This is a genomic window from Sphingobacterium sp. UBA7038, assembly GCF_002494055.1.
GTDB lineage: Bacteria > Bacteroidota > Bacteroidia > Sphingobacteriales > Sphingobacteriaceae > Sphingobacterium > Sphingobacterium multivorum.
In genome coordinates this window covers 21,413-34,172 of the sequence record NZ_DLAV01000022.1, presented here as the reverse complement: position 1 = coordinate 34,172, position 12,760 = coordinate 21,413, and the positions used below count along the sequence as shown (strand labels likewise).

Genomic DNA, 12,760 nt, shown 5'->3' with positions numbered 1-12,760 from the left:
ACAAAACAGATCCATATTCCAATACGTTTAAAGAAATGGCTGCGTCTGTCGTTTATACTATTATAATTTGGTTATCCAAGCTACCTGCTTGTTTAATACAATATTACAAAAATTTGCAACCGGTTGCAATAAAATCAAAAAAAACCTTAAACTTGTCTAGACGATCCATTCTTACGCTTTCCAAATGATATAAGAATGTCTCGTCTAAACAAGTAAAGCTATCAGGCACCAGTGTGGCGCTTGATTGTGGAGAAGACTTGATTTGAGCGGGAAATTTCCCCTCGAGTAATAACCCAATAAACCAATTATAAATAAATGGCAAATAATGTTTATGATGCAATTGTCATCGGGTCTGGGATCACAGGTGGCTGGGCAGCCAAGGAGCTAACAGAGCGTGGACTTAAAACCATAATGTTAGAAAGAGGACGCAATATTGAGCATATCAAAGATTACCCATCACCCAATAAAGATCCATGGGATTTTCCGCATCGAAGCCGGGTGCCATTGGATCGCGCCCAGCACTACCTACCTTTTGGAATTAAAAATCAATGGATGAATGAAGGGAACATCGACTTTTGGACTAATGAGACAGAGAGTCCGTATAAGGAGATAAAACCCTTTAATTGGTTCCGGGGTTATCACGTTGGCGGGCGTTCGCTTATGCGGGGACGGCAGAGTTATCGTTGGTCGGATGTTGATTTTGAAGCAAATAGCAGAGACGGACATGGCATTGACTGGCCCGTACGTTATAAAGAAATAGCACCTTGGTATAGTCACGTTGAAAAATTTGCCGGCATTTCGGGTAATAGAGACGGTATAGCGGTGTTGCCTGATGGTGAATTTATGCCACCCATGGACATGAATATCGTGGAAAAAGACCTTGCCGCACGCTTAAAATCGCATTATCAGGGAAAACGACATTTTATAATTGGCCGGGTAGCCAACATAACAGTGCCCCACCATGGCCGTGTTAATTGCCAATACCAAAATAAATGTTGGTTGGGTTGCAATTTCGGCGCTTACTTTAGCACACAATCTGCAACATTGCCTGCAGCAGTGAAGACAGGGAACCTTACCTTACGGCCATTTTCAATTGTAAAGAGTATTATTTACGATCGTGATACCCAGAAAGCTAAAGGAGTAGAAATTGTTGATGCGGAGACGAATCAAACCTATGAGTATTTTGCTAAAATCGTCTTTGTATGTGCTTCAACGTTAAATTCCACCTGGGTATTAATGAATTCCGCTACCAATGTATGGGAGGGTGGGCTTGGAAGCAGTAGTGGTGAACTGGGACATAACCTAATGGATCACATGTTAAATAGTGGGGCTGGGGGAAGAGTAGAGGGATTTGAGGATAAATATATTTTTGGACGACGGGCCAATGGATTATATGTGCCCCGATTTGCCAATATTGCCGGCGATACCAAGAGGAGAGATTACGTCCGTGGTTTTGGCTATCAGGGTGGGGCTTCGAGGGGACAATGGTCGGGTAAGGTCGATAATAAGAGCGTGGGCGGCGCTTGGAAAGATGCTATCGCCGAGCCGGGCAGCTGGGGAGTGGGTTTCAGCGCGTTTGGTGAAATACTCCCATATCACGAAAATAAAGTCCTATTGGATTCATCGGTAAAAGATAAATGGGGACTTCCCGTATTGGCAATAGACGCAGAGATTAAGGATAACGAGCGGAAAATAAGGGTTGATGCAAGCAATGAAATGAAGGAAATGTTAGAATCTATCGGTGTCAAAGACGTAACAACCTACGATAACGGGTTTAGTATGGGACAGGGAATTCATGAAATGGGAACAGCACGAATGGGAAATGATCCGAAAACCTCGGTATTAAACAAATTTAACCAAGTATGGGATGCTAAAAATGTTTTTTTGACAGATGGGGCCTTTATGACTTCTTCTTCCTGTGTGAATCCATCGCTTACCTATATGGCATTTACAGCTAGGGCAGTAGATTTTGCTGTAAATGAATTAAAAAAAGGGAATCTTTAATTATTTTATGATGTAATAGTTATGAATAGACGAGAAGCAATACAACGTGTAGCCATGCTCATGGGCGGAACAGTTATTGGTGCTTCATTATTTTTGGAAGGATGCCAAAGGTCTGCTTCGAAAGATATAGAAATGCTCTTTGATTCAAAATCAATCGATTTTTTGGGTGATCTCGCTGAGGCCATTCTTCCTAAAACCACTACACCGGGGGCGAAGGAAGCTGGTGTAGGTTCTGAGATTCCCGTTCTGGTGCGAGACTGCTATAAACCTGAAGAACAGCAGGTCTTTCTGGCTGGAACAGCCGGAATTGACGAACGTGCCAAGAAAGAATTTGGACGCAATTTTCAGCAACTCGAAAAGAAAGACCAAACGGCCTTTGTCGATATTTTGGACAAGGAAGCGCAGGATTATGACGAAAAGAAATCCGCTAACGATCTACCTCATTTTTTCACACTGTTTAAACAGCTTACTCTCCTTACATTTTTTAGCTCAAAATTGGGAGCCACGGAAGTATTCCGTTATGTGAAAATCCCAGGGAAATATGATGGCGATTTCCCTTATCAAAAGGGTGACCATGCCTGGGCAACCTAGCTAAAAATCGTATAAATTTAATATTGACCCCTTGTCCTTAATTGGCAGCGGGGTCAATTAAAGAGGTTGTCAAGCCTATGAACTTTAACAAATTTTTGCTATCGAAAAGTAGAGTGGTAAAATGTGTCCCTGTTTTCATCGTCAGTCTGGTACCGCCCGGAAACGAGCTTCCCGCATCAAGTTTTTGCTTTTTGACATGGTGTTGGCTGAATTTTGAAAGAGCCTCTTTGACTGTTGTTTTATTGATCGCCAGATCAAAAGGTAATCCTTCGACAATCAAAAACTTGTCTTCTGGTATATCAAAAAATAGTTCATTGACGGATTTATCAGCCCCATAATTGCTATAAAGTTCTAAACCGGATTTTGTGATCCATTTTGCATACTTTTCTTCGTTGGCATCTTCATAGAATTCTGTTTTCACATTCAATGTAGCAGCAATTTTATCCACTGTCTGTGGAAATACAAATTCACTGTTTTTATTTAACAATGATTTTAAGTCGGCTTTATTCTGCGCGAAAGTCGTTGCCGCAAAAAGGAAAAGACCTATATTTAATGTTAGTGCTTTTATCTTCATCGTATCTTTGTTATATCTTTGGCAATTGTTTTTATCCGTAAGATTAAAATTAATCAAATACATAAAAAAATACAATAGTTCTTTATACTTGTTTTATTAATCAGTAATGGAATGATGGTAATGTTGTTGTAGTTGTTGGACCTATCTATCGCGCTGAAATTAGTTGATCAAATATCGTTATGCCGAAAACAATTTGAAGTATTGGACAGTTACAATTTAAATTGTACTTTCATAGCGTTTTTAATAAAGGAAGATATTTACTTTTTATGATCACAACCAAGTATTTCAACTATCGACAAATATTTAATTTAGCGGGCGCACATTTAATATGGCTGACGCTTTGGTGTTCTTTGGTGGCGGTCATTTATTATTTTTTCAATTGGCAGTGGATGATAATTCCGTGGGTGCCATTGGCATTAATCGGAACGGCCGAATCTTTTTACGTTGGTTTTAAAAATAATCAAGCCTATGACAGGCTTTGGGAAGCCCGAAAAATCTGGGGTGGAATTGTCAATTCAAGTCGTTCGTTCACGGCTATGTTATATGCTTTTGATACCCAAGACGGTGATCATACCGATTTGGAGGAACGGAGGAAAAGAATCGCCTATCGTCACATTGCCTGGCTCTATACTTTTCGTGAGCAGTTGTTGGTCCCGACAGAGTGGGAGCATATCAGCATGAAAAAACATTTTGGTTCAATGAATGTGAAACGGAACAGGTTGATAAAGGCTGGCTTTCCAGATTATAGTAGAACTTCGATTTTTTTGCGTAAATATCTTTCTGCGGAGGAGTTTAAGTTGCAGAGCGAATATAAAAATTTTGCGACTTATTTGATTTCTAAACAAGCAAAAGAAGTGAATGCGTTGAAAAATGATCAGATTATTTCGGATTTTAACCAAACGCAACTGCAGAATTGCCTGAATCAATTTTACGATTATCAAGGACAGGCAGAAAGGATCAAAAAATTTCCATCACCTAGGCAGTTTGCCAGTACAGCCTTTGTCTTCAATGTTATTTTAATCATTCTACTTCCTTTGGGCCTCGTGAATGAATTTGCGAAATTAGGGGACTGGGGTATCTGGACCAGTATTCCTTTTTGTGTGGTCATAGGATGGATTTATATTGTGATGGAATTGGTCGGCGATTATACCGAAAATCCTTTTGGAGGTCTGATGTTTGATGTACCGATGCTTTCCATTTGTAGGACCATTGAAATTGATTTATTGCAGATGGTGGGAGATGAGGATCTTCCGGAAGCTATTGCATCGAAAAACGGTGTGTTGGTTTAGAACTTCTTACAGATCTATTACCAATGTATTTTTTACCTCAGCGATCATAAAGGAACTGTGGGTGCTTGCAATGTGCTGTAAGCTAGTTAGTTTTGTTAACATGAAGCTGCGATAGTCTGCCATGTCCTTGACACAAATCTTGAGGATATAGTCGTAGTCGCCACTCACGTGAAAACACTCGGTTACCTCTTGAAGGTTCATGACCTCTTTTTCAAACTGTAAAATATACTCCTTTTTGTGCTGTGTTAATTTTACGTGGCATAATACGAGGAAATCTTTTGCTATCTTCTTTTTATCAAGTATGGCGACATAGCCTGCGATAATTCCCGTATTTTCGAGCTTGCGGACTCTCTCATAGACTGCTGTCACGGACAAGTTCAGCTTGTAGGACAGTTCTTTGGTCGTTTGTTTCGCATCTTCTTGGAGAAAACGCAATAACTTAAGGTCAATTTCGTCAAAGTGCATAGATTATTTTTTTGTGTTTGGTATCAGTTTTTAAAGTGTTCAGATGTTTTAACTAATTATTGTTGATATAATAGATTTATATTCTAATATAGATAAAAATACTTGTGATATAATCTAAAATATCTCAATTTTAAAGATAAAAATATGGATAATTTTAATGCAGCAAATGAAATTCAAGATTTGCAATACTTTGGAGAGTTTGGAGGTGTGAATCCGTCAATTTCAGACAGCTCTACCTATACCTTTCTTTCCGCTAAAAAAATGTTCGACACATTTGAAGGGAATGCAGAAGGCTGTTATCTCTATTCAAGACATTCCTCGCCAATGAATTTGTATTTGGCGCAAGCTTTAGCAAAAATGGAGAATACCGCTGCGGCCAATGTAACATCTTCGGGTATGGGAGCGATCACAACAGTTCTTTTACAGTTATGTAAAAGCGGCGACCATATTATTTCCAGTAGGACGATCTACGGTGGAACTTATGCCTTTCTCAAAAATTTTCTCCCACCTTTCCAGATTGAGACAACATTTTTGGATATTAATGATGCCCACGAAATCGAAAGATCGATAAGACCTAATACAAAGGTGCTGTATTGCGAAAGCGTGAGCAACCCTTTATTGCATGTGGCTGACTTAAGAAAACTTTCAGCCATCTGTAAAAAACACAAGCTAAAACTGATTGTCGACAATACGTTTTCTCCGTTGTCTATATCGCCGATACTTTTGGGAGCAGACATTGTCATCCATAGTCTAACGAAATTTATCAATGGCAGTAGTGATACAGTAGGTGGGGTTTATTGTGGAAGTCAGGAGTTTATTAATGAAACGAAAAATGTGAACACAGGGACCTGTATGTTATTGGGACCAACGATGGACAGCTTACGTTCGGCGAGTATATTGAAAAATTTAAGAACACTTCATATACGGATGAGACAACATAGCTATAATGCGATGTATCTTGCCGAACGGTTTGAGAAAGATGGACTAAAGGTATCTTATCCGGGCTTACATTCGCATCGAGATCATGAATTAATGAAAAGTATGATGCATGAGACCTATGGTTTTGGAGGCTTAATGACAGTTGATGTGGAAACCACTGAAAAAGCCAATGAATTAATGGAACTGATGCAGGCTGAAAATTTAGGGTATTTAGCCGTCAGCCTAGGATTCTATAAGACGCTATTCTCCTGTTCAGGTAGTTCTACGTCATCAGAAATTCCTGAAGAAGAGCGCTTAAAGATGGGTATTTCCGATGGATTGATCAGGTTTTCCATTGGCCTAGATCAAGACATTGAGCGCACTTATCAAAAAATGAGAGCATGCATGCAAAAGATTGGGATTCTACAATAATGCGGATAATCGCCATTAGTTGAATAAAAAGTTCACGACGACAGAGAGGATCCGTAAACTGTTTCGACATTTTCTACAAAAATAGTTTACGGATGTTCTTGTGCAATGCTGGTTCGCTGATCCTGAGAAATTCATGAATTAGGTCCTTACTTGTGGGCGGTCGATGTGGAAAGGCATAGTGCTGTAAAAAAGTCCTCAAAGCAGTATTTATTTTTTGTTCACCTATCAATTCATGTAATTGATACATGGCTAAAAGGCCTTTATAATAGGCAACGTTTGTATTTCCAGGGGATACTCTCATTAAATCTTCGTCTACACTGTTTGCTTTTCCAATGTCATAAAGATCTTGATACATTTTGACCATTTTCTTTACTCCTTCGGGACCATGTTTGTGTTTATAACACATTAATTCGGTATACATAGCGAGCGTTTCTGTTAGCATTGTAGCGCCTTCTCTCCGGTCATCGGGGTCAATTTGACTGTTACCCCACCATTGGTGCGATAACTCATGGCCGGCAAGTTCATTAATGACGTCTCTTGTTTTTTCGCGACGTAGATCTGAATGAAAGGTCATGTTCTCATTCATAAAAATCATACCGGGATAAGCCGTCGCGTTAAATCCACTAACAAATCCAGATATTTCGACGAAACGTATGCTTTTAAATGGATATTTTCCAAAGTTGTTTTGACAATAGGCTAAAGTTTGCTTTGAGTCGTTTATAAGTTGTTTAACATTCTCCGCGTGTTTGCTGTCATAATATACCTCGATGGATATATTGTCGTAAGAGGATTTTTCAACCATATATACAGCTGATGATATACCGAAACGGAAGGGAATTGGTCCTGTTGATTTATAGTGAAAAAAGTTTCGATTTCCTTTTTGCCATTTTCTGATAAATTCTCCAGTCGCGATACAGGTTTGGTCACTGTCACTCGAAATAATTGTTTCAAGGTCGACATATCCATAGTCGTAGGGAAGAGCATCAGGCTGTTCTAACTTTTTTAAAGCGCTTGCTTTTCCCAGCGCTCGCTTTTTACGCTCAAGTGGGTCTTCTATTTCATTTTATTGCTGATAACCAAATATGGGGTAATAGCGACTGATACGCATAAAAGAACCATTAGCTAAGATAGCATTCATGGGATCGTGACGATTGAACGGTGTCCATTTGTATTTTATTGTAAATTCCATTGTAATAGAATCTCCAGGCATGAAGGGGCTTGTTAGTTTAAATCGGTGGTGACCATAGGTGCTGTCGGTAGCTTTTTGTACGGCGCGGTCTATGTTGACATGTGCTAATTCCATAGCAGGATCCGTGTAAAGTAATAGACTATCCAGCGGAGCGGCTGATTTATTGACTAGCTTATATAGACCACTAATGATATATTCATTTGACGTCGGATAAAGATCTATTTCGGTTTTGACCGAAACGATCGTTGGCTGGGGAATATGCTGATAGTGCCTGTATTTCTGTTCATAATGTTGCATCCAATCTATTTCCGCTGCTGAATTGCCGACTTGAGTTCGCTGATAGATGAAATGGCCTGAAATCAACAAGACAGCAACCATTAACACAGCGAAGACCTTTAACTTTGAATGCGATTTTAAGTTTACTGAAAAAGATCTTGCCTTTTGCCGGGTGAGCGTTGTGCCAATAGCGATAAGGGCCGAAAAGGAAGTCCAGTAGATCATTTTAAAGCCAAATGCATGCAGATAGGCGCCAAACCCATTCATGTCGCCGCTATAGTTTAAGGGTGATTTTGCAAAACGGAAAAGTGGATGCTCTATGCCAAGCATGGTACCAATAAAGGAATTGGTCAATGCAAAAAACAAGACTGTCAAAAGTAATGCTGGATATTTTAGTCCCACAATAGTCTGTATACTGATAATAACTGAAGCATCCAGTAGAGATGGGACGCCAAGGATATAAAAAAGACTTAGATATAGATTCCATTCAATTTTTGGATATTGGAATATAAGTTGAAGAACCATGCATTGCAGAATGCTTATTGTAATAAGTAATAATGCAATACAGCACAACGAGATCCACTTGGCCAGCATGACAACTGTTACTTGTACTGGAGTGCTGTCTTCGAGTACATATATCCGCGTACTTCGAGATCTCCAGACTGTTTCCATGCCATAAAAAGATAGGACGGAAAGTAAAAAAAGAGGAAAGCTATTGATGATGTTCCGAACCATTAATCCCGTGCTGGCATAGCGTTGTGGTAGGCGCATTCCTGCATCGATGTTACTGTATATTTCCATACCTAGAAAAAACAACCATAGCGCAATGACAACGACAAAGGGTAAACCTTTTAGTAGGGCTCGAAGGTCAATCTTTAGAAAGCTATAAAGCGTATGCCAATCATAAAGCCAACCTTTTTCGGATATGCTTATTTGTCCCCTAGGAAGGATTGGCTGGTTTCCAGCCTTTTGCAGCGGCGGTTTTATATTCTTTTTTGTCGTGCAATGAAAACGTGCTCGACGGATCGCAAGTAACGTCAATGCAGATGAAAATACAAGTAGACCAATCCGGTTTATCAAAAAATTTCCTTTGAGCTGGAGCAATGTCGAGTTTTTCAAAGCTGGGCTCCATGACTGACATTGTTCAAAGAAAGCAGCCAGACCAAAAGGGTCGACTATGGCCATCCGGCTCATGGTCTCGGAGGAAACGGGGGATGCGTTGGCAAATAATGGCGAATTCGAAAATAAAGAGACAGCGAAGTATAGGATATAAATGAAAACTCCCGAAAGAAAAACAAGCATTTTACTACGGCTGGTCCAAGCAATTGCACTAACAGTTGCGGTGCAGAAAAAAATATTTGGAAGGACGAGTAGTATATAGGGCTGTAGGTAGTTGAGCATACGGAATGGCATAAATTTCTCATGTTCATCTCCTTGTGAAGCATGACCGAACATCAGCCCAAGGATAAAGAATAGAAATGTAAGGGCCGTGATCAGAAACACCAGCACAAAACGACTCAGTTGAAAAATATTTTTATTGACAAGGGTTGTATACAGGAGTGATGAAAATCGTGCATCTATTTCACGTAAAAATATTTGTGATGAAAAAATAACGATAGTAAAGATATTCAATAGCGATACTAATCCTATGGTGTAAGTTAACACAAAGGGAGAATTGGCGTAAACACCGGCAAATGAAAAAGAAGCTATGACACTAACCCAATAACCAAATGCAAAAAAACAGCATAATAGTGCCAGAAACCATTTTTTTGGAAAGTAAAAGCTGACTTCCAGTAGAAAGTAGTCGATAAACATGGCTATACAATTTGAGATAAATGTGTGAAATAGACATCTTCAAGATCAGGTTTAATTTGCTCAAAACCATTCCCTGGGCTTTTTGTGGCATAAATATGGACGTCTAGCCGCCCCCCGTGTAATTGGGCTGATAAGGTGTGAAAATTTTCGTTAAAATAACGTAATTCATTCTTGTCAATCGTTTTTGCCCAAATACGGCCTTCCAACGATTTTAAAAAGTCGTTGGGTGCGCCATTGACCATCAAACTTCCGTTATTGATAATGGCCATTTGAGCACAGAGGCTTCGCACATCTTCCACTAGATGTGTTGAAAGGATCACTATCATCTGTTCCCCGATTTCACTAAGTAGATTGTTGAAACGATTGCGCACTTGCGGATCGAGGCCCGCTGTGGGTTCGTCTACAATGATAATTTGAGGCGAACCCAACATCGCCTGCGCAATACCAAAACGTTGCCGCATTCCTCCCGAAAAATTGTGAACTTCTTTGTCACGGAATTCGTAAAGATTTACACGTGCGAGCAAATCTAATATATGTTCTTTTCGTCCCTCTTTTTTAATTCCTTTAAGTACGGCAAGATGATGCATGAGTTGATAAGCCGACAGATGCGGATATACTCCAAAATCTTGCGGTAGGTAACCGAGCTGTTTTTTTATAAAAGAGGGCTCATTTAAAATATTGACATCATTCAATACGATGGAACCGGTATCTGCCTGTTCTAAGCCGGCAATGATCTTCATTAATGTCGATTTTCCAGCTCCATTTGGACCTAGCAGTCCAAACATGCCCTGACCGATATGTAATGAAAGTCCCGTAATTGCTTTCATCCCGTTAGGATACGTTTTCGAAAGATTCTGGATTTTTAACTGGTTCATAACAGACTTGTCTTTATACCCACATCGCAATCTGGGCCCTATTAATATTTAATGTCATGGTTTTATGCGCTAATCTGGCACGAATTCCAATATATCACCTGGTTGACACTCCAATACAGTGCATATCGCTTGTAGCGTTTCGAAACGTATACCTTTTGCCTTTCCCGTTTTTAATACCGAAAGATTACCTTGTGTAATGCCGATTTGTTCTGCAAGTTCTTTGCTTTGCATTTTTCGTTTGGCCAGCATTACATCTATATTTACAACAATAGCCATGTACTAGATATATAAATCTTGTTCATCCTGTAAATGGAGGCCTTGCCGGAAGATTTCCGCGAGGAAAAAAACAAAAATGCCTAAAATGAAATGTACAGCAATGAGTATGGCAATACCCCCTTCGACTGTAACAAATACTGCAGCAATAGCCGTGCAGACGATTGGTAGCAATATATTTAACCTGTAATATCGTTTGAGTATAAGCAGGTGGAATTTGGTAAATAGCTTCCTTCGGGTAAACAATTTAAATATTTGCGCAGACAAGAGAAAAAAGATGGTATAGAATGACAGGGGTAGTAAGAATGAAAATACTTTGTACGATACGTTATTATCCACATTCATCAAGGGCGTTATGGTAAATGGATAGTTGATATGAAGAAACATCCCATTGCCATAGGATGCTGTGTTCCAGCCTGTCAGCAGGCATATCAAGGCATACAGGGTTATGATTAAATATAAGCTCCCTAAAAGTGAAGTTATATAGAATAAGATTCTGCCGATTATTTTTGTCCGGTTCATTATGTAATAATTTGGTTTGATACTGTAAATATATAAATAATTACCGTTATACGGTAATTATTTATTAAAATAGAATATTTATAGAGAAATGATAGGATGCTCAAACACTTACATTGACTTTGGCGCCTGCGAGAATGTGGAGCTAGTGCGACATATTGACAGGAATTTAAATCGATCGTACAACCCTTATATCGATCCCTGCCAACAGCGATGCGATTGTCACATAGACATCACTATTTAAGAGGATAAGGGCTGTAAAAGTTAAAAAATATCTTTTGGCATATCATTAGTGATTTAAAATCAATACTTTAATCACTATGGCAAAGAGACTCTTACTGATAATATTCCTATTCGTTTTGGGAGATATCTATTTTTTTCAGGCGTTTAGTACGGTTATTCATGGTTCAATTTGGCACAACATGTATTGGGGGATTGATATTCTGCTGTTTTTGGGTGTTTTTATTTTAATTTTTTTACGGAGAACGGGTTATGATGTCCAGCGGACCGCCACAAGTCTGATCACAGCATTTTTAATTGTTTTCATCCCAAAATTGCTTGCAGTGCCCTTTTTATTTGTTGAAGATCTTATGCGTATTTTTAGTTCCTTTCCTCCACGAAGTCTATTTTTGAGTGAAATTGTATTGTTTTTGGCGGGAGCCATGCTGTTGGTTATTTTTTTCGGTTTAACGAAAGGTCGTTATTTTTATAAAGTGCGTGAGGAAGTCTTGACTTTTCCTGATCTACCTGCGGCGTTCGACGGTTTTAAAATTACACAGCTGTCGGATATTCATTCAGGGAGTTTATCTGATATCAAAAGAGTACGTAAAGGTATCGAATTGGCCAATGCACAAAACAGTGATCTGTTATTGTTTACGGGCGATCTAGTCAATAATAAGGCTTCCGAAATGGAACCCTGGGTTTTAGACTTCAATCGATTAGAAGCTCCTTCGGGAAAGTTTTCTGTCCTTGGAAATCACGACTATGGGGATTATGTGCAATGGGAAAGCATGAAATCAAAAGCCTTAAATTTGAATAGGCTCAAGGAAATTCATCATGAAATGGGGTTTAAATTGTTGCTAAACGAATCGATAGCTATAGAAAAGCAAGGTGAGCGTATCTCGTTAATTGGTGTTGAAAATTGGGGAAAAGGAGGGTTTCATCAATATGGCGATTTGGCTAAGGCAACTCTTGGATTAGAAAAAGATACGTTTAAAATTTTAATGTCTCATGATCCTTCACATTGGGATCATGTTACTTTGGACTATGATCAACATGTCCATTTAACGCTGGCTGGTCATACACATGGTATGCAGTTTGGGATAGAACTATTTGGGTTAAAATGGAGTCCAATTCAGTATTTTTATAAACAGTGGGCTGGACTTTATCAAAAACAGGGAAAATATCTTTATGTCAACCGTGGTTTTGGTTTTCATGGCCTAAAGGGGCGGATAGGTGTTTGGCCGGAAATTACAGTTATTACATTACGGAAAAGCGTTGCCTGATATTTCGGTATGAGATACAACACTCATCTATTAAT

Annotated in this window: 12 protein-coding genes; 5 read left to right on the top strand and 7 right to left on the bottom strand. The window is 39.2% G+C overall.

Features of this window, described 5'->3' with window-relative positions; translation table 11 throughout:
• Positions 1-315: 315 nt before the first annotated feature.
• Both B3H30_RS14805 and B3H30_RS14800 read left to right on the top strand, forming a co-directional pair.
• Positions 316-2,004 (top strand): GMC oxidoreductase, encoded by a 1,689-nt coding sequence (locus B3H30_RS14805; protein ID WP_286776824.1) that lies wholly within the window; start codon positions 316-318, stop codon positions 2,002-2,004.
• Positions 2,005-2,025: 21 nt separating this feature from the next.
• Entirely contained in the window at positions 2,026-2,595 is a 570-nt protein-coding gene (locus B3H30_RS14800) for a gluconate 2-dehydrogenase subunit 3 family protein (protein WP_070561079.1), read from the top strand.
• 37 nt (positions 2,596-2,632) lie between these two features.
• Here B3H30_RS14800 and B3H30_RS14795 read toward each other — a convergent pair whose 3' ends face one another.
• Entirely contained in the window at positions 2,633-3,169 is a 537-nt protein-coding gene (locus B3H30_RS14795) for a hypothetical protein (RefSeq protein ID WP_139144872.1), read from the bottom strand.
• Between the two features lie 266 nt (positions 3,170-3,435).
• Here B3H30_RS14795 and B3H30_RS14790 point away from each other — a divergent pair, with 266 nt between their 5' ends.
• A complete protein-coding gene (locus B3H30_RS14790) occupies positions 3,436-4,458 on the top strand; it encodes a bestrophin family protein (protein ID WP_046672841.1) in 1,023 nt (340 codons plus the stop codon).
• A 6-nt stretch (positions 4,459-4,464) separates the two neighbouring features.
• Here B3H30_RS14790 and B3H30_RS14785 read toward each other — a convergent pair whose 3' ends face one another.
• Positions 4,465-4,923, bottom strand: a complete 459-nt coding sequence (locus B3H30_RS14785; RefSeq protein WP_070561076.1) for an Lrp/AsnC family transcriptional regulator — start codon at positions 4,921-4,923, stop codon at positions 4,465-4,467.
• Positions 4,924-5,067: 144 nt separating this feature from the next.
• Between B3H30_RS14785 and B3H30_RS14780 the strand changes: the two genes are divergently transcribed.
• The gene (locus B3H30_RS14780; protein ID WP_070561075.1) at positions 5,068-6,273 is read left to right on the top strand and encodes an aminotransferase class I/II-fold pyridoxal phosphate-dependent enzyme; all 1,206 of its coding nucleotides are present in this window, start codon (positions 5,068-5,070) and stop codon (positions 6,271-6,273) included.
• Positions 6,274-6,346: 73 nt separating this feature from the next.
• On the opposite strand, the gene B3H30_RS14775 is transcribed toward B3H30_RS14780, so the two are convergent.
• The 5 genes from B3H30_RS14775 to B3H30_RS14755 all read right to left on the bottom strand — a co-directional run bounded on the left by B3H30_RS14775 (position 6,347) and on the right by B3H30_RS14755 (position 11,223).
• Entirely contained in the window at positions 6,347-7,075 is a 729-nt protein-coding gene (locus B3H30_RS14775; protein ID WP_070561074.1) for a M1 family aminopeptidase, read from the bottom strand.
• Between the two features lie 261 nt (positions 7,076-7,336).
• Positions 7,337-9,553, bottom strand: coding sequence for a hypothetical protein (locus tag B3H30_RS14770; protein ID WP_070561073.1), 2,217 nt, complete (start codon positions 9,551-9,553; stop codon positions 7,337-7,339).
• A gap of 2 nt (positions 9,554-9,555) precedes the next feature.
• Positions 9,556-10,428: an ABC transporter ATP-binding protein gene (locus B3H30_RS14765; protein WP_070561072.1), complete on the bottom strand. Its 873-nt coding sequence runs from the start codon at positions 10,426-10,428 to the stop codon at positions 9,556-9,558.
• Between the two features lie 69 nt (positions 10,429-10,497).
• Positions 10,498-10,704 (bottom strand): helix-turn-helix domain-containing protein, encoded by a 207-nt coding sequence (locus B3H30_RS14760; RefSeq protein ID WP_046672837.1) that lies wholly within the window; start codon positions 10,702-10,704, stop codon positions 10,498-10,500.
• A 3-nt stretch (positions 10,705-10,707) separates the two neighbouring features.
• The gene (locus B3H30_RS14755) at positions 10,708-11,223 is read right to left on the bottom strand and encodes a DUF2975 domain-containing protein (protein ID WP_070561071.1); all 516 of its coding nucleotides are present in this window, start codon (positions 11,221-11,223) and stop codon (positions 10,708-10,710) included.
• Between the two features lie 317 nt (positions 11,224-11,540).
• On the opposite strand from B3H30_RS14755, the gene B3H30_RS14750 reads away from it, so the two are divergent.
• Positions 11,541-12,725 (top strand): metallophosphoesterase, encoded by a 1,185-nt coding sequence (locus B3H30_RS14750; RefSeq protein WP_070561070.1) that lies wholly within the window; start codon positions 11,541-11,543, stop codon positions 12,723-12,725.
• Positions 12,726-12,760: the final 35 nt, after the last annotated feature.